This is a genomic window from Sphingomonas koreensis, assembly GCF_002797435.1.
GTDB lineage: Bacteria > Pseudomonadota > Alphaproteobacteria > Sphingomonadales > Sphingomonadaceae > Sphingomonas > Sphingomonas koreensis.
On sequence record NZ_PGEN01000001.1, the window covers coordinates 2,477,452 to 2,493,263 of the forward strand.

Here is a 15,812-nt window from a genome sequence, read left to right on the forward strand (position 1 = left end):
GGCGCTAATCCCAAAGCTTGACGGTTTCGCGGACCGGCGTCGCGGCCTGCACAGGCTCGGGCAAGATGACCTCAGTTCCGGCGGGGAGCAGCGGGCCGATCTCGGCGAGGCCCGGGTTGAGCTTGAGCACCTGCCCGACCAGATCGGTTCGGCCGAGGGCGCGCCAGCAGATCGCGTCCACCGTCTCGCGGTCGCGCGCGGTGACGATCAAATGAGTTCGACGCGGTTCCGCGTCACCTCCTGCTCGGGCGGGACGCCGATTGAGCGCAGGTCAGCCACTGCAGCGAGGGCGTTGCGCCGGAATTCGTCGGCCGAGCTTTCCTTTTCCGCGCTGCGGTCGAGACCCTGATCCGTCGCTGAGATATCGCGATTCTCCGCGAACAGATCGGCCGCGGCAAAGTAGCGCACGACGCGCTCCCACAACACGACTGCGCGATTGCGGCCGTTGAGCGTATCGCTTGTGACCTGCGCCAGGCCCGTCGCTCCCGCCAGCACCCGGGCGGTTCGCCAGTCGGCCAGCTCGCGGAAGGCGTGGAGCATACCCCCTTCGATCGCTTCGACCAGCATGAGGCTGGTGATGGAGCCGCCGCCAAGGCGCAGACGATCGCGGATCTCCGCCACGGCGACGGGCGGGAACCACCCATCGGCCACCACCTCGGCGCCCTCGGGGTCGGGGAGCGGGGCGGGAGAGGAGATCAGGCCGGTCATGGTTCCTCGCTAGATTTTCGGGGGGTGAGGATGGTGGCCGAGCGCGTTGCCGCAGCGGCGCCGCCCGATCTCCATCCGCCCCCCGAGCGCCGTGGGGCGGGCTGTTATCCCCCGCCGTCGCGGGAGAGTTCCTTGAGCTGGCGTTCCAGCCGCTCGATATCCTTTTTCACGCCGACATTGCGGTCGAGCTCGAACGCCCGCTTCGCCGCGCCGAGGGCGGACTCGACATAGGAGGCCTTGCCGCCGGCGGGTGCGTTATCCGCCGCCGGGTCGAAGGCCTCGGCCTGGCGCGCAAAGCTGCGCGACCATGCCTTGAACAGCTTGGCCTTGGCGGGATCGGGCATGTCGTGCCCGTCGATCATCACCCCGACGCGCAGCAGCTCGGCGTGGCTGACTGCATCCTGTTGGTCGAGCGAGATCGTGGCGATCTCCTCGGCGAGGAAACACGCGACGGTGCGGTTGAACCGCTCCGGCATCGCGAGACGGTGACGCAGCGCGTGCTCACCCAGCCAGAGCGCATAGTCGAAGTCGCGATAGTCGATCGCCCAGATCATGTTCTGGATCAGGATTTCATCCTGGGCGGCGCGACCCTCGATACCGGCCGCAATAGCACCCTCGATCCAAGGCGCGAAGGCCTTGGCGAATTCAGCCTTCATAGGGTTGCGGGCTTCGATGCTTGCGACGTCAGACAGCTGGCGGAGATTGTCGTGCAGCAGCACCTTCAATGCTGCGTATTCCTGACCCTGCGGCGTCCCTTCTTCGACAGGGGGCGGCGCATCGGAGTCCGCCGCGACTAGCGAGCCAGCGGCGAGGGCATGCACCCTCTGCTGGTGACGGCGAAACGGGCTGACCATGGCGGGGCATCCTTCTTGAGTTGGTCGCGGGGGCGTGTGGCCTCCCCCGCGTGTCGTTGGCTCTGCGACTGCCGCCGGCCACGGCAGGTGATCGCGTCGAAGCCTCCCGGCGTTATCCGGCGGTTGTGGTTACGGGCGGGCGCCGAAGGTGATGTTCTCGGCCATCACGGCGAAGTCGGTGTCCTCGATCACGTAGCCCTCGTTGACGCTGTTGTAGTCCACCAGGGCGGCCATGTTCTCCGGCTCGTCCTTGATGTAGCGGCGGCGCGAACCCTCCTGCCAATAGATCGACAGGTTGCTGTCATCGGTGCCATTGGCGCGGCCGATCGGCGTGATGAGCATCGTGCCTTCCGGGAAGTAGGGCGCGATGGCCGCGGGGCGGCCGCCGATCTGCTTGTCCGACATAACGATGTCGCTGACGGTCTGATCGCTGGTGGACTTGCCCCCGTCGATCGTGGTCGCCAGCGGGCGGTTGACCATCGGGAAATACTTCTCGTCCACGAGATCCTGGCTGACGATGACGACATGATCGGTCGATGCGCGGGCCCAGCTCGGCATGCCGGAGATCAGGTCATAGGCGAGCGCGTCGATGTTCTTGTAGTCGCCGTCGGCCTGGTCCGCGTCGGGGCCGATATAGATCGGTGCCGCCGCGCCCGTTGCGGTGGTGACACCGCCGGCGGTGACCATGGCGCGGCCCATGACGTGCGACGCCTTTTCGAGCCGCAGCTTCTGCAGCCAGCCGATGTTGACGTCTTCGCCGAGCGGGTGCGCGTCGTCGTCGGTGTCCGCCGCAGCGCTCGTGCCATGCCAGCCGACCATGATACGGCTGAGCGCGACCGACACAGCAACATGCTTCGCGTAGCGCTGTGCGAAATCGGGGAAGCGCGACCACATGTCGATCAGCTCCCATGGCAGCCACGTATCGAAAAGGGTGCTGTAGAGTTCGTACTTCCGGTCCTGCAGCCGACCAGCGTACTTGGGCTGACGCGGAAGGTTCGGGCGGCTGCGGCGGCTCGCGATCAGATCATGAGTGCCGATGCCGACTACCTGCCCCTTGAGCTGGGGGACGGGCATCATGTTGATGCGGCTGAGGAAGCCGACATTCTCGCGCTGCAGATCCTCGAGCCGCTGCTCGGAAGCCGGCTCGAGCGCGAACTGGTGAGCGATCCCGCGGGTCGCGCCGTTCATCTGGGCGATCCGCGCGAACAGTCCGTCCAGCGCCCGCCGGCCACGGTCAGAAAGTTGGTGGGTGGTCATCGGTGTAGGTTCCTTGGGCTAAGCGGGGCTGGTCGGGTGCTGGCTCAGAAGATGCCGGCGAATTGGTCGGCGCCGCCGTCGCCCTGCGGACGCCGATTGAAGTTCGGCGCCGGCGTGGTCGATTCCTGCTCGTCGCCGATCTTCTTGATCTGCAGGCCGATCCGATCGACCTCGGTGCGGAATTCGGAGCGCAGGCCGTCCATGCTGGTGGCGAAGGTCGTCCCCATCTCCTCGAGCATCGGGCGCAGCTGGGCGAAGTCGAACGCCGCCGGTGCGCCCTCGGGCTTCGCGGGGGTCTCCGGCTTCGCTGGATCCTTGCCGACGAACTTTTCGGCGAACTTGTCGAGCACACCGGTCAACGAGCTGAGGAAGCTCCCGCCCTCGCTACCCGGCTTGTCGTCGGGAAATTCGAGCGGGGCAGCCTCGTCCATCGCGACACTCAGCGTGCCGGGCAGCGAGCGGTTGAACTGCAGGCGCTCGGTCGCGATGGCCGCAGGGCTGTCGGTGAGCGCGCAGCCCATGAGGTAGGCGAAGCCCTTGCCGCCGAAGTTAGGCTCGATCTCGATCGATGGATAGACCTTCTGGCTCGCGTCGTTGAGACGCTTGGCGTCGGGGGTGACGTCGAAGATGCCGAACAGGCCGAGGCGCTTTTCGGTCTTGCCGTTGAAGTTGACATCGACCTGCGCGGTCGAAAGCTCGGCGACGTCGCCATAGGCGCGGAACGGCCCTTCGCCGCTGATCCCGCGGATATGCTCGATATTGAGCCGCGCGCCGTAGGTTTTCGGATCGTAGCTCGAGGCCATTTCCTCGATCATCTTGTCGTCGATCACGCGGCCATCGACGGTGGAGCCGGCGGTGGCGAGCAGGAACGGCTTGGTCTTCATGGGTTTGCTCCCGTTGGTCGATCGGGAGGACCGCTCCCGCATTGACCCCCTAGAAGCCGCCGAACCGGGCAACTGACAACGCGCGGCGCGGGTGACGGTCGGCTTTACCCGGCGACCGGGGCGCAGAGCATGGCGCGCGGGGTGCATGGCGGAACGCCATGCAAGCCCAACCCTCCCTTTCCGAAGAAAAGGCGATCAGCCGCCAGGTGGCGCGCGCTCAGCGCCGCGAGGCGCGCTCGCTCTATTGGCGCGGGTGGCAGCTCAACCACATCGCGGACGAGCTGGGCATCACCTACGGAACGCTCGCTTCATGGAAAAGTCGCGAGAATTGGGACAGCGACCCGCCGGTCGCGATCATTGAGGATCGCATCGAGGCGAAGATCGCGACCCTGCTCGACAAGGAACCCTTCACCGAGGGCGATATGAAGCGGGTCGATTTCCTGACCCGCCAGCTCGAGCGAACCGCCCGCATCCGCAAATTCGACAAGAGCGGGAAGGAAGGCGACCTCAACCCGAAGATCGCCGCGCGCAATGACGACAAGGCGAAGGCGAAGCGCGCCGATGCCCGCAAGAACTTCCTCACCCGCGAACAATGGCAGGCGCTGCTCGACGACTTTCACGAGCGGAATTTCGAGTATCAGGAAACGTGGTGGGAGAACCGCCACCAGCGCACGCGCAAGATCCGCAAGAGCCGTCAGGTCGGCGCGACGTGGTATTTCGCCCGCGAGGCCGTGGCGAAGATCGGTGAGGCCGTCCTCGAGGGAGATCAGCCGCGCAACCAGATCTTCCTCTCCGCGTCGCAGCGCCAGGCCAACAAATTCCGGCGCGAGATCGTGGGCTGGGTGCGCAAGGTCACCGGCGTTGAGCTGAAGGGCAACCCCGTCATCCTCGACTTCGCCTTCCCGGCCGAGCAGGACGCGGATGGCGAGGAGATCGTTGCCGCCGAGACGCTTGAGCCGGTCGGCCTCTATCCACTCTCGACTAACAGCGCGACCGCCCAGGGCGAGAGCGGCGATTTCTACTTCGACGAATACGCTTGGGTGCACGGCTTTGCCGAGCTGAAGAAGGTGGCGAGCGCGATGGCGACGCATACCATCTACACGCGCACCTATTTCTCCTCGGCATCGACGAAGACGCACGCATCCTATGCCTTCTGGTCGGGCGAGGAGTGGAACGCCGGCAAGGCGAAGGCGAACCAGCGGCCGTTCGATATCTCGCTGCGCAATCTGCGCAACGGCGCGATCATGCCCGACGGATCATGGCAGCAGATCCTGACTATCCACGACGCCGTGGCGCGCGGGCTTGGCAAGCTGGTCAATGTGGGCGAGCTGCGCCTTGAATATTCCGAGAACGAGTTCCGCAACCTTTTCGAGTGCGAGGACATCGACGATTCGGAGAGCAGCTTCCCGTTTGCGCGCATTGCGCCGGCGCGGGTGGACAGCTTCTTCAAATGGCGGGATTTCAAGCCCGCCCTGCTCGATATTCCCGGCGGGCGGCCGTTCGGCGACAACCCAGTGTGGCTGGGCTACGACCCGAACAAGCAAGGCCGCGACGACGCGGCGCTCGTGGTGCTCGCGCCGCCGGAGGTGCCCGGGAAGGGCAAGTTCCGGGTGCTCGACAAGTATCGGCTCAACGGCAAGGATTTCGCCGGCCAGGCCGCGTTCATCAAGTCGATCTGCGAGCGCTACAACGTCGTCGATATCGCGATCGACACGACGGGCCACGGCCTCGCCGTGTGGGAGCTGGTGTCGAAGTGGTTCCCGCTCGCCCGCAAGATCGAATATTCGGTCGCGAGCAAGACGGCGCTGGTGATCAAGGGCCAGAACGTGTTTCGCGAGCAGCGGATCGAGTTCGACGCCGGATGGTCCGACGTGATGCAAGCCTTCATGGCGATTCGCCCAGCTCTCACCGCAAGCCAGAAGGGCGTGACCTATGTCGCGCGCCGCAACGGCGCGATCGGCCACGCCGACGTCGCGTGGGCGATCCTGCACGCCCTTTCCAATGAACCTCTCGATATCGCCGACGCAGATGATGCGCAGGGCGGGCGAGTGACCTTTTTCGACTGAGGAGCGCCTTGATGACCGACGTGCCTACAACCGAGATCGTGGAGATCGGCGAGACGCCATCCGCAGAGCCGGGCACGATGTACGCCTTCGGAGATCCCGAAAGCGTGCTCGATCGCCGCGAACTCGCTCAGTATTTCGAGATCTGGCACAACGGGCGCTGGTACGAGCCGCCGTTGCCGCTCGGCAAGCTGGCGCAAGCCTTCAACATGTCGCCCTATCACCGGTCGGCCATCGCCCTGAAGGTCAACATGATGGTCGCCCAGCACGAGCCGTCGCGCTGGCTCAACGCCGACGCGTTCGAGCGGTTCGCGCTGGATTTCGGTCAGATGGGCAACGCCTATCTTGAGTGGATCCCGAACCTGTCGGGACGCCTTGCCCAGGCCGCCTACGCTCCGGCGCTACATATGCGCGCGGGCCTCGAAGATGGAGTCTACTGGTTCGTCAACGGCCCGCTGGGGAACGCCCATCCGTTCGACCGCGGGCGCATCTTCCACCTCATGCAGCCCGACGTCGCGCAGGAGATCTATGGCCTGCCCGAATGGCTTTCTGCCCTGCAGAGCGGGCTGCTCAGCGAGAATGCGACGCTGTTCCGGCGTCGTTACTATCTCAACGGCGCCCATGCCGGCTTCGTGTTCTATGTCAGCGAACCCCTCGCCGACACGAAGACGGCCGATATGATGGCGCAGAAGCTCGGCACGGCGAAGGGAATCGGCAACTTCAAGAACCTGTTCGTGCATATCCCCAAGGGGAAAAAGGACGGCATCCAGATCATCCCGATCGCCGACGTCACCGCGAAAGATGAGTTCGCGGCGGTCAAGAATATCAGCCGCGACGACATGCTCGCAGCCCATCGGACGCCGCCGCAGATGATTGGCGTTATTCCGCAAAATAACGGCGGCTTCGGCAACTACAGCGAGTCACGCGATGGCTACTATCGAACGGAGATCATCCCGATCATTCGCCGCATGCTGAGGGTCAATGACGCCTTCGGCCTCCCCGTGCTGGCGTTCCGCCCATATTACACGAGCAAGGACACGGTCATCTACCAGGATGGTCGCGAGGAGCAGGCACCGTCGCGCTGATATCGCGCTAGGCGCCCCATTCAGGCCCGTCGGGATCCGGCACAAAGCCGTCATCCGGATCCTGATCGGCAATGCTCGGCGGCCGCGCCGACGGCGCGGGCCGTTCTGGCAAGGTCGGCTCATCCCCATCAAAGCGAACCCGTATGATCGCGGCCGTCGCCGTCTCGCCATGGAAGACGGCGCGCAGCGGCATACCGGCCTTGAGCTTCGCGCCTATCCACGGCGCGCGCTCAGCGGTCACATAGCCTAGCTGCACGCCGCGCGAGCTGAAAACCGCGATGGCGTGCTCGTCGTGCTTGTTCTTCGGCTCAAGGCGCAGTTCGACCGGCTCGCCGGGGACGCACAGGCGCACTTCGAAGCGCCGGTTGCTCTTTGCCTTGTCGCTGTTCGGGAAGTCGATGCCGACGACGGCAAGGCTCAGCTCGGGGCAATTCATCGCGCGGAACCACTATCCTCGACCCGCGGGGGCGATGGACACCCAACCGCGACGCTTACACCGCCGGCAATACAGCCGCTCCTTAAAATCGCCCAAGGTCCGGCATCGGGGCAACAGCTTATACAGATCTTCGGTGCGCCAGATGACCGACCGACCGCACCGCCGGTTGTCGCAGCTGGGCGGGCTGCAGGTGATCACGACATGCGTCGCGAAGCCCATGGCCTCATCCAGTGGCATGTCATTTCGTCGGAGACCTGGCAGCGGCGGGTTATTCATCGCGAGAACATGATGAGAACAAATCGATTCGCACAACCCGGAATTTGAAGCTCTGATCTTGATCGTCGGGCGCGCAGACCGCATCGGGCAGATATGGCGATTGAGTTTCGGGTGACGGTGTTCGGTGAACCTAGAGCACCTTGGCGTTCCTCTCGCGATCAGGCTCTACGCGACGCAATCAATCTTGACTTGGCATCATGGGATGGCTTGCGCCGCGAGTGGTTCCTAGCCGTGCCGGTGAGCATCGAGCGACGCGGATCGCCCGATCCACAGCCGACGCGCGTCAAGCCCGCCCCCAATTCGCGATGGTCGCCGGAGGAGATCGCTCGCTTGAGCCGGCTGCTTAAGTCAGGTGAGCATCCCGATATTATCGCCCTGCGCCTCGGGCGATCACGCGCGGCCTGCAGGTCAAAGGCAGCGCAGCTCGGCCTCACCCAGCAGAGCCGGGACTAGGCTCGACCGCAGCGACACAAACGAACGAGAGGGCGTAACATTGTTACGTTGAGTGGCGGCGTATGCCCTTTGACCTCGCGCGCCGCGCTCGCCCCCACACCACGCTTGCGCCTTGTTGGTGCGATTGTTTGCATTTTCCTGCCCACCGTTGCGCCGTGAGGGCACCCCCTGTCCCTCGCAGAGCGGTTACATCGGTAATGCGCCGTTTGACCGCGCCCGAGAATGGCGGAAATCTGCCGTTTTCTGGATAACACTGGCGAAGTTATCAGAGGTAATATTCTGGACGGCTTTCAGTTATGTCGCTGAAAATTAATAGCTTTTTAGAGAGCGAATATTGCACTTCTATAAGGTTATCTGATTACCTTGATATAACCTCAAATGTAACCGTGTAAGCCATTGAGTTTGGCCGAACATTACCAATGTAACCGGGTTGCGACACATACCCGCAACCGTTGGGAGATCGACGGGCGGCCGCCATTTCTGGGCGTAGCGGTTGATCAGCCGGCGCCGCCGCAGATGGCAGATTGAGCTTTGCGGTTGTTTGCGGCTGAGGCGCGCGGTGGGTCGCGGCGAACAAACGGGCACCAGCGGTCGGGATATGGTCGGGACTCTTGGTTCCGCATCCTTCCGCTCGTTGCCGCTCCGTTCCGCGAGAGGCGCGTTGACTGCGCCGAGAATCGGCTTAAACGCGCGGTTCTCGCATGTGCGGGCGCTTAGCTCAGTTGGTAGAGCATCTCGTTTACACCGAGAGGGTCGGCGGTTCGAGCCCGTCAGCGCCCACCATCCCGGACCGCGAAAGCCTGGGGTCTTCGGGTTTATGTGCCGGGTGGATGATCTGTCTTCGAGCCTTGAAACGGCATTGCGCAGCCGGTCGCGGCGGGGCAGCCTGCGCGAGTGAAATCGGGAGCGCCGGCCGGCGTGCGCTGCCCCATCGTGCCGGAACACGGCCGAGCCCCGTTTCGGATCGCCGGTCGATCCCGTGCCGCCGTCAATGGCGGGAAAGGAGGACGAGCCATGCAGACCGAACAAGGCGTTCTGCGCGTCTCGATTTCGGTGACCTTCCTGCTTGCTGCGGCCGGGATCGTCTTCGGCCTCCTCGCAGGCTCCTTCGCCATCGTGTTCGACGGGGTCTATGCCCTCATCGACGCCACCATGACGATCGTCGCGCTGCTGGTCTCCAATCTGATCGCCGCCTCCACTGCGGCCGGCGTGCCGGCCAACAGGCTGGTCAAACATTTTACCATGGGGTTCTGGCACCTGGAGCCGATGGTGCTCGGCCTGAACGGCATCCTCCTGACCGGGGCCGCGATCTATGCCCTGATCAATGCGATCGGCAGCATCCTGGCCGGCGGGCGGCTGCTCGCGTTCGACTATGCCATCCTCTATGCGGCGCTGACCATGCTGATCGCCTTCGGGATGGCGGCCTATGGCAAACGTGCCAACCGGGACCTCGACTCGGCATTCGTCGCGCTCGATGCCAAGGCCTGGCTGATGGCCGGCGGGCTGAGCGCGGCGCTGTTCGTCGCCTTCGCCTTTGGTTACGCGATTCAGGGCACGACGCTGGCGTGGCTGCTCCCCTATGTCGATCCGGTTGCGCTGGCGGTGGTCTGCCTCATCGTCATTCCGATTCCGATCGGTACGATCCGGCAGGCATTTGCCGACATCCTGCTCGTGACGCCGGCGGATCTGAAGGCGCAGGTCGATACCGTCGCCGAGGACATCGTGCGTCGCCACGGATTTTCATCCTACCGCTCCTATGTCGCGCGGGTCGGACGCGGAAAACAGATCGAGCTCAACTTCATCGTTCCCAAGGGCGGGCCGGCAAAGCGGCTGGAGGAATGGGATCGCATCCGCGACGAGATCGGCGCTGCGATCGGCGACGACACGCCCGATCGCTGGCTGACCATCGCCTTCACCACCGACTCCGAATGGGCCGACTGAAATCAGGGCCTTCGCCGAGGGCGGGGCGGCGGCGGGGCCGGGCAAGGCCCGTCGCCTCCCCTCCCTTCGGCACCGCCGTCAGTTGGCGCTGATCGTTGCCTTGCCGTTGGCCAGCTTGATCGTGATGTAGCTGTTGTCGCAGACATTGGCGCCGGTCCAGATCTGCGTCGTGCCGTCCTCGAACGTCGCCTTGAGATCGAAGCGGCACTGACTGGCCGCCTTGTCGAAGCGGATCGTGGTCTTCGCGCCCGCCTTGATCACCGGATCGCGCCGCGTTTCGGGATCGATGGTCTGCGGCTTGAAATCGGTGGTCCCGGCAGGCGCCAGCTCGATCGTCTTGATCGGCTTGCCCGAGCCGTTGGTGAGCATGAAATCCCAGTCTTCCGCCAAAGCAGGCGACGCCACGACCAGCGCGATCGCGAGCGCGAAACCATGTTTCATCGATGCATCCCTCCCCTAAAGGAACGCGACGAGCATGCGCCTCTCCCGGGCAGCGCGCAAGCGCTGCCTGGCGCTAGAGCTGGCGGATGAGCTGGACGGCGCAGGCGATCCAGGGCGGATCGGCCACCACCTGCTGGCGCGCGCCGGGGCCGAGCGGGAGAATATTGAGGCGCCCGCCTTCGCCCTCATGCGCGATCAGCCGGCCGAAGACGAAGCGGCCCGCGGAGCGGGGGATCAGCACGTCGCGGTTGAGCGCGGAGGCGAAGGCCGCGGGGGGAAGGCGGCGGCACCAGATGACGTCCCCTGTCCGGTAATCGCCGACCCCGCAGGACACGGTGATGGCGACCAGTTCGGGTTCGGCATGCGGCGGCGCGACCGTGGCCGGCCGGCGCGGCGCCTGTGCGCCGCCGGCGTCGAGCGTCGCCGCCACGGCGATGTCGGGCCGGTCGGGAAGCCGGACGAGATCGGCGGCATCGACGTCGAGCGCAGCGGCGATACGATTGAGCCAGTCGACCGAGACGGTGCGCGTGCCGGTTTCGAGCCGGCCGATCGTCTGCGCGGTGGTGGGCGGATCGCAGCGCAGCGCAACCGCCTCAAGCGTCAGGCCCTTGGCACGGCGAACTTCGCGGATGGCGGTGATCATGGCGCTTCCAAAACAACCTATGTGGTTAAATCACTTTCCTACAAACATGCCGATATGGCAAGGCCGATTCGGCAATGGCAGGAGATGGCGATGCGCGAACTGGCGGAACGGTCGATCGAGGACGGGTTTGTGGTCCGCAATGCGCCGGCGCGCAAGACGGGGCGGCGGGTAACGGTCAACCTTGCCGAATCGCCGCTGGGCTGGCTGCGCGCGCGCGGGCTGGTGGATGCGCGCCAGTTCGAGGCGGGAGAGCGGCTGCGCACCGATTATGAGATGGCGGCGCTGGGCGCGCGGGTGACGATGCGCTGGGATGGAGCGCCGCGAGCGCAACGCAACGGGGCGCCGCACCCCGGGCTCGACCCGACGATGGCGCAGGTCTCTGCCAAGCGCCGGTTCGATGCGGCGGTTGCGGCGGCCGGGCCGGGGCTCGCCGATATCCTTTGGCGCGTCATCTGCGCGGGCGAGAGCGTGCCGGTGGCGGAGAAGGCACTGGCCTGGCCGGCGCGCGCGGGGCGGCTGGTGCTGACGCTGGCGCTCGACCGGGTGGCGGATCACTACGGGCTGGGCTGAGGCGATCCGGGCGCGCCGGCGAGGAAGCGGTTGTAGACCCAGCCGATCCCGATCAGCGCGACGCCGAGCCCGAAGAAGGACAGGATGCGCAGCAGCCCGTCGAGCGCGGCGGCATCGATCAGGAAGACCTTGAACGTCACCGCAGTGAGCAGTGCGAGGCCGGCGATGCGCAGATCGCGCGCGCCGGTGCGGATGCCGAGCGTCAACCAGGCGATGGCGAGCAGCAGGAAGGCGGCGGAATAGCCGTAATTCTCTCCCGTGGTGACCGCGCCGGTGAGCAGGGTGCCGTGTGCGGCCTGGCGTACCGCGGTTGCGACCGTGGCGAAGGCGAGGCTCATGCCGAGGCCGCGCCAGAGTCGGCCGGGCGCGAAGGTCCAGCTCCAGGCGGCGGCGAGGGCAAGGTGGATCGCCGCGGCGTTGAGAAGCGGCAGGCTGCCCACCTGTTGCGCGACGAAGGCCGGGTTCAGCAGCAGCAGATCGAACCAGAGGATGCGGACGAGGCCGAGACCGAACAGCGCGAGGCCGAGCGGGTGGCTGCGGCGGAAGGCGTACCAGCCGGCGGCGAGCAGCGCCTGGGTGATCAATGCACGCTCGCCGAAGCCCCAGCGGGTGAATCCCGCCTCGTCGCCGATGGCGAGGGGGAGCTTGGCGAGATGGTAGAGCAGGATCAGGCCGAGTGCGACCGCCCCGGCGAAGATGCCCGGGCGGAGGCGGCCGAACTGTGCGCTGTCCGCACGGAGCAGCGCAATGGCGGCTGCCAGAGCGGGCGGCAGGTGGCGGAAGGCATCGGCCGCGGCAGGAAGCTGGCGGTAGGGGAGGTGCGCGCCGTTGGCGGAATCGGCGATCAGGATCAGATAGTCCGCCAGCGGCTCGAGCCCGGCGATCAGGATCGCGGCGAGGGCGATTGCCGGGAGCAGGCGGAGCTGCGTGTCGCCGGTGCGGTGCGCCCACCAACCCAGCGCGAGGGCGATGCCGGCGAATGGAAAAGCGATCCACGCGCCGCCGGTGAGCTGGCCGAGCGCGGTTCCGGCGAGCACGGCGGCGAGCAGCGCGCCGCCGACGAGGCCGGGGTCGCGCGTGCCCGCAGAGCCGCGGCGGCGCCAGCTGACCCAGCCGGCGAGCGCGGCGGCGGGAAGCTCGATCGCGGCCCATTGCCAGTCGGCGAGGCGGCCGCCGTCGAGTGCGTTGGCGAGGAGTAGCGGCCCGGCAATGCCCCCCAGCGCGAGGATGGCCCAGGCGCGGGCGCGGGGAAGCAGCAGCAGTCCGGGGGCGGCGAAGAGCGGGGCGGCGGCGATCGCGGCGCCATGCGTGGCGCCGGATCCGGGCTCGACGAGGCCGATGGCGAGCAGGAGGAGGGTGAGGGCCAGTGCTGCGAGTGCGCCGGGCAGATAGGTCGCGTCGCGCCAGGCGAGGATCAGCGAGGCCGCGGCGAGCACGAGGTAGAGCGCCCAGGCGAATGCCGAGAAATCGAGCGCAGGGGCAAAGGCGAGAAGCTGGACGAGGCCGGCGACGAGCGGTGCGAGGCGGAGCCAGGCGGCCGTAACGCCTGCGCGCGGCAGCGCGAGGCTGGCGCCGGCGGCGAGCAGTACGACGAAGGCCGCGGGGAGGCTCAGATCGTCGGTGCCGAGCGCGAAGAGAAGGAAGTTGACCCAGACGAATGCGGCGGCAGTGGCGGCGAGCGCGAGCCAGGCCCAGCCGCGATGCATTGCGAGGCCGTACAGCGCGGCGGTGAACAGCGCGAGATAGACGAGCAGCGGCCCGATGCCTGCAGCGCCATAGCCGGCCACGAGCGGCGCGACGAAGCCGCCTGCGAGCGCCAGGACCGCGGTCGGCGGGCCATGGCGGAGCGCGAGGACAAGACCGAGCCCGGTGACGGCGATCATCAGCACGAAGGCCGGAAGCGGCGTGATCAGATGATAGAGCGCAGCGGCGATGTAGAGGGTGCCATAGGCGCTGGCGATACCGGCGCCAGCGAGCGCCTGAGCGATACGCGGATCGTCACGGGTAGCCGGCAGGCGCCGTGCGGACTCGCTGCCCGCGACCAGCAGCACAGCGAAGAGCGCCGCGAGGATCGTGCGTACGCCCGGACCGAGCAGGCCGGTCTCGATCGAATAGCGGACGAGGAAGAACCCAGCAGCGACGAGCGCGATGGCACCGATCCAGACCGGAAGCCGTGCGCCGATCAGCGATTCGAGACCGGGGCGCGAAACCGGTACGGGCCGAGCGGGCGGGGAAGGGGCTTGCCGGACGGGCTCGGGTTGCGGCGCGATCGCCGGAACCGGAGCGGGCGCGCGTACCGGGACCGGCGCCGGTTCGGGCGCGGGACGGGCAAGCGGCTGACCGCGCTCAAGCCGTTCGATCCGTCGGGTGAGCTCGCGCAGCCGCTGGCGCTGCACGAGGACGACGATGCCGAGCGCCACGACGGCGAGGAAGATGAGCTCCGTCATCGCACGCCTTGTTGCAGCAGAAGCACCGGGACGCCAGCCCCGCTATCGTTGCTGCAAGCGGATCTGCGGTTGCGTGCCACGGCAATGCGCCTAGATGCAGGCCATGCGGCTGACCTTCACCAAGTGCCACGGATCGGGGAATGACTTCGTCCTGCTGGATGCGCGTGGGTCGACGCTGTCCGATAGCGAGTGGGGGCGGATCGCGCGGAGCCTGTGCGAGCGCGACGGGCCGGTCGGCGCGGACGGGCTGCTGCTGCTGGGCGAAGGCAGCGATGGCGCGCAGTTCGCGCAAAAGGTGGTCAACGCCGACGGATCGATCCCCGAAACCTGCCTCAACGGCCTGCGCTGCACCGCGCGTGCGGGGTTCGAGCTGCTGGGGATCGAGGCGGCCACCGTGCAGCTCAAGACCAGCGACGCCCAGGTCGCCCGCGATGCCGACCTGGCACCCGGCGTCTATACCGTGCGGACCACGGTGGGACCGGCATCGACCGATCCGCAAGCAGCTGGGGTCAACCTCGCGGCGCCGGTGATCGACGCACCGGTGCCGGGGCTGCCGAACGGGCGGAACTTCACCGCGGTGGCGATGCCGAACCCGCACCTCATCGCCTTCGTCGATACGGTGGACGTCGCCGAGCTGACCGCGCTGGGCGACTGGTGCGAGGCGGGACCGGACCTGCTGGCCGACCGCGCCAATGTGAGCTTCGTCGCGCTGCGCCCCGATGGCCTGTTCGTCCAGACCTATGAACGCGGCGTGGGCCTGACCAACGCGTGCGGCACGGCGATGGGCGCGGCAACGCACGTCGCCGGGCTCACCGGGCGGATTCCGTTCGGCGCGTGGATCACCGTCCACAACCCCGGCGGCCGCGTGAAGGCGCGCGCAGAAGGGCCTGCGGGCGGCGACGCGGTAACGATCGCGGGCAACGCGACCTTCGAATGGGACGGCGAGATCGAGATCGATCCGGCCACCGGGCAAACGGGCGCGCTGACCGTGACGCGCCGCCGCGACGACGAGACCGCCGCCTGGGCCGCGCTCAGGGGCTGACGCTTTACTTCTCCGGCTTGCCCGGCTTCTTCGCCTTGGCGGGAGGCTCGCCGACGATCTTCACCAGCGAGTTCAGGCGGCAGCGCTCACCCCGTGCGATGACGGTCGAGAACCGGTCGATCGCATCGACGCCCGGGCTGTTGTCGAAACGGATGTTCCACGCCCAGGGCAGTTCCTGGCACGGCGCGAAGAAGGTGCCGCGATACCAGTCGCGCCCAGCGCGGAGATAGATCGCGTCGCGATCCTCGGCGCGATAGTCGCGGACCATCGAGGCGAAGGGGATGCGCGCTTCCTTCGCCGCCGCAGCGGCGGCAGGCGCTGGGGTATCCTGCGCCGAAGCGGGAAGCGCGGACACCGCCGCGCCGGCAAGCATGGCGGCGGCGAGCGGATGGATCAGGCGGTTCATCATATCGAGCCCTTTACCCGCATAGGCGTGAACGGGTGGTGAGCCTGGCAGTCAGGCGCTGGAAAGGAAACGGAGCCCTTCCGGATGAACCGGAACCAGCGCGAGAAACGAACCGAATAGGCAAAATGTGCTTGACATCGTCGCGCTGTTTGGGTACAAAACAGGAACGCTGAGGAATTGCGAGTCGGGCGGAGGCAGGTGGTCCCTCGCCGCGCGCCGGCCAAGGACCGTGCAGACGCGGAGCGTATCCGCCTTGGCTCGCAGCGAACGGGCCGGCGCGCCGGAGGGCGCAGCCGGCCCGTTCGC

General features: G+C 66.8%; 15 protein-coding genes and 1 tRNA gene. 6 read left to right on the forward strand and 10 right to left on the reverse strand.

What is annotated here, in order from left to right; all coding sequences use genetic code 11:
• Positions 1 to 4: 4 nt before the first annotated feature.
• The 5 genes from BDW16_RS11740 to BDW16_RS11760 form a co-directional block, all read right to left on the reverse strand.
• Positions 5 to 211, reverse strand: coding sequence for a tail protein X (locus BDW16_RS11740; RefSeq protein ID WP_066572554.1), 207 nt, complete (start codon positions 209 to 211; stop codon positions 5 to 7).
• A complete protein-coding gene (locus BDW16_RS11745; RefSeq protein ID WP_066572551.1) occupies positions 208 to 708 on the reverse strand; it encodes a head completion/stabilization protein in 501 nt (166 codons plus the stop codon). The genes BDW16_RS11740 and BDW16_RS11745 overlap by 4 nt, the downstream gene beginning before the upstream one ends.
• A 104-nt stretch (positions 709 to 812) precedes the next feature.
• Complete coding sequence (gpM, locus tag BDW16_RS11750; protein WP_083954124.1) at positions 813 to 1,562, reverse strand: phage terminase small subunit; 750 nt, start codon at positions 1,560 to 1,562, stop codon at positions 813 to 815.
• Between the two features lie 129 nt (positions 1,563 to 1,691).
• Complete coding sequence (locus tag BDW16_RS11755; protein WP_083954123.1) at positions 1,692 to 2,819, reverse strand: phage major capsid protein, P2 family; 1,128 nt, start codon at positions 2,817 to 2,819, stop codon at positions 1,692 to 1,694.
• Between the two features lie 44 nt (positions 2,820 to 2,863).
• A complete protein-coding gene (locus BDW16_RS11760; RefSeq protein ID WP_066572544.1) occupies positions 2,864 to 3,703 on the reverse strand; it encodes a GPO family capsid scaffolding protein in 840 nt (279 codons plus the stop codon).
• A gap of 158 nt (positions 3,704 to 3,861) precedes the next feature.
• Between BDW16_RS11760 and BDW16_RS11765 the strand changes: the two genes are divergently transcribed.
• Together BDW16_RS11765 and BDW16_RS11770 are read left to right on the forward strand one after the other, a co-directional pair.
• On the forward strand, positions 3,862 to 5,769 hold the full coding sequence (locus BDW16_RS11765; RefSeq protein ID WP_066572542.1) for a terminase large subunit domain-containing protein: 1,908 nt from the start codon (positions 3,862 to 3,864) through the stop codon (positions 5,767 to 5,769).
• Between the two features lie 11 nt (positions 5,770 to 5,780).
• On the forward strand, positions 5,781 to 6,851 hold the full coding sequence (locus tag BDW16_RS11770) for a phage portal protein (RefSeq protein ID WP_241230427.1): 1,071 nt from the start codon (positions 5,781 to 5,783) through the stop codon (positions 6,849 to 6,851).
• A gap of 7 nt (positions 6,852 to 6,858) precedes the next feature.
• On the opposite strand, the gene BDW16_RS11775 is transcribed toward BDW16_RS11770, so the two are convergent.
• Entirely contained in the window at positions 6,859 to 7,287 is a 429-nt protein-coding gene (locus BDW16_RS11775) for an HIRAN domain-containing protein (RefSeq protein ID WP_066572522.1), read from the reverse strand.
• Positions 7,288 to 8,723: 1,436 nt separating this feature from the next.
• Here BDW16_RS11775 and BDW16_RS11785 point away from each other — a divergent pair.
• Positions 8,724 to 8,799, forward strand: a tRNA-Val gene (locus tag BDW16_RS11785).
• A 231-nt stretch (positions 8,800 to 9,030) separates the two neighbouring features.
• Positions 9,031 to 9,957 (forward strand): cation diffusion facilitator family transporter, encoded by a 927-nt coding sequence (locus BDW16_RS11790; protein ID WP_066572520.1) that lies wholly within the window; start codon positions 9,031 to 9,033, stop codon positions 9,955 to 9,957.
• A 78-nt stretch (positions 9,958 to 10,035) separates the two neighbouring features.
• Here the strand turns inward: BDW16_RS11790 and BDW16_RS11795 are convergent, their stop codons facing one another.
• Together BDW16_RS11795 and BDW16_RS11800 are read right to left on the reverse strand one after the other, a co-directional pair.
• Positions 10,036 to 10,398, reverse strand: a complete 363-nt coding sequence (locus BDW16_RS11795) for a hypothetical protein (protein ID WP_066572516.1) — start codon at positions 10,396 to 10,398, stop codon at positions 10,036 to 10,038.
• A gap of 73 nt (positions 10,399 to 10,471) precedes the next feature.
• Positions 10,472 to 11,041: a helix-turn-helix domain-containing protein gene (locus tag BDW16_RS11800; protein WP_066572508.1), complete on the reverse strand. Its 570-nt coding sequence runs from the start codon at positions 11,039 to 11,041 to the stop codon at positions 10,472 to 10,474.
• A 90-nt stretch (positions 11,042 to 11,131) separates the two neighbouring features.
• Here BDW16_RS11800 and BDW16_RS11805 point away from each other — a divergent pair, with 90 nt between their 5' ends.
• A complete protein-coding gene (locus BDW16_RS11805; RefSeq protein WP_066572924.1) occupies positions 11,132 to 11,611 on the forward strand; it encodes a DUF6456 domain-containing protein in 480 nt (159 codons plus the stop codon).
• Here the strand turns inward: BDW16_RS11805 and BDW16_RS11810 are convergent.
• Complete coding sequence (locus BDW16_RS11810) at positions 11,596 to 14,058, reverse strand: DUF2339 domain-containing protein (RefSeq protein ID WP_066572507.1); 2,463 nt, start codon at positions 14,056 to 14,058, stop codon at positions 11,596 to 11,598. The two genes, BDW16_RS11805 and BDW16_RS11810, sit on opposite strands and share 16 nt — an antisense overlap.
• A gap of 103 nt (positions 14,059 to 14,161) precedes the next feature.
• On the opposite strand from BDW16_RS11810, the gene dapF reads away from it, so the two are divergent.
• Positions 14,162 to 15,100, forward strand: coding sequence for a diaminopimelate epimerase (dapF, locus tag BDW16_RS11815; protein WP_066572912.1), 939 nt, complete (start codon positions 14,162 to 14,164; stop codon positions 15,098 to 15,100).
• A gap of 4 nt (positions 15,101 to 15,104) precedes the next feature.
• Here dapF and BDW16_RS11820 read toward each other — a convergent pair whose 3' ends face one another.
• Positions 15,105 to 15,506, reverse strand: coding sequence for a DUF6491 family protein (locus BDW16_RS11820; protein ID WP_125958767.1), 402 nt, complete (start codon positions 15,504 to 15,506; stop codon positions 15,105 to 15,107).
• Positions 15,507 to 15,812: the final 306 nt, after the last annotated feature.

What these genes read in the sequence shown, in the direction of transcription:
- BDW16_RS11745 (WP_066572551.1), bottom strand. Translation starts at nt 708, where the DNA reads ATGACCGGCCTGATCTCCTCTCCCGCCCCGCTCCCCGACCCCGAGGGC.
- gpM (WP_083954124.1), bottom strand. Translation starts at nt 1,562, where the DNA reads ATGGTCAGCCCGTTTCGCCGTCACCAGCAGAGGGTGCATGCCCTCGCC.
- BDW16_RS11755 (WP_083954123.1), bottom strand. Translation starts at nt 2,819, where the DNA reads ATGACCACCCACCAACTTTCTGACCGTGGCCGGCGGGCGCTGGACGGA.
- BDW16_RS11760 (WP_066572544.1), bottom strand. Translation starts at nt 3,703, where the DNA reads ATGAAGACCAAGCCGTTCCTGCTCGCCACCGCCGGCTCCACCGTCGAT.
- BDW16_RS11765 (WP_066572542.1), top strand. Translation starts at nt 3,862, where the DNA reads ATGCAAGCCCAACCCTCCCTTTCCGAAGAAAAGGCGATCAGCCGCCAG.
- BDW16_RS11770 (WP_241230427.1), top strand. Translation starts at nt 5,781, where the DNA reads ATGACCGACGTGCCTACAACCGAGATCGTGGAGATCGGCGAGACGCCA.
- BDW16_RS11775 (WP_066572522.1), bottom strand. Translation starts at nt 7,287, where the DNA reads ATGAATTGCCCCGAGCTGAGCCTTGCCGTCGTCGGCATCGACTTCCCG.
- BDW16_RS11790 (WP_066572520.1), top strand. Translation starts at nt 9,031, where the DNA reads ATGCAGACCGAACAAGGCGTTCTGCGCGTCTCGATTTCGGTGACCTTC.
- BDW16_RS11795 (WP_066572516.1), bottom strand. Translation starts at nt 10,398, where the DNA reads ATGAAACATGGTTTCGCGCTCGCGATCGCGCTGGTCGTGGCGTCGCCT.
- BDW16_RS11800 (WP_066572508.1), bottom strand. Translation starts at nt 11,041, where the DNA reads ATGATCACCGCCATCCGCGAAGTTCGCCGTGCCAAGGGCCTGACGCTT.
- BDW16_RS11805 (WP_066572924.1), top strand. Translation starts at nt 11,132, where the DNA reads ATGCGCGAACTGGCGGAACGGTCGATCGAGGACGGGTTTGTGGTCCGC.
- BDW16_RS11810 (WP_066572507.1), bottom strand. Translation starts at nt 14,058, where the DNA reads ATGACGGAGCTCATCTTCCTCGCCGTCGTGGCGCTCGGCATCGTCGTC.
- dapF (WP_066572912.1), top strand. Translation starts at nt 14,162, where the DNA reads ATGCGGCTGACCTTCACCAAGTGCCACGGATCGGGGAATGACTTCGTC.
- BDW16_RS11820 (WP_125958767.1), bottom strand. Translation starts at nt 15,506, where the DNA reads ATGAACCGCCTGATCCATCCGCTCGCCGCCGCCATGCTTGCCGGCGCG.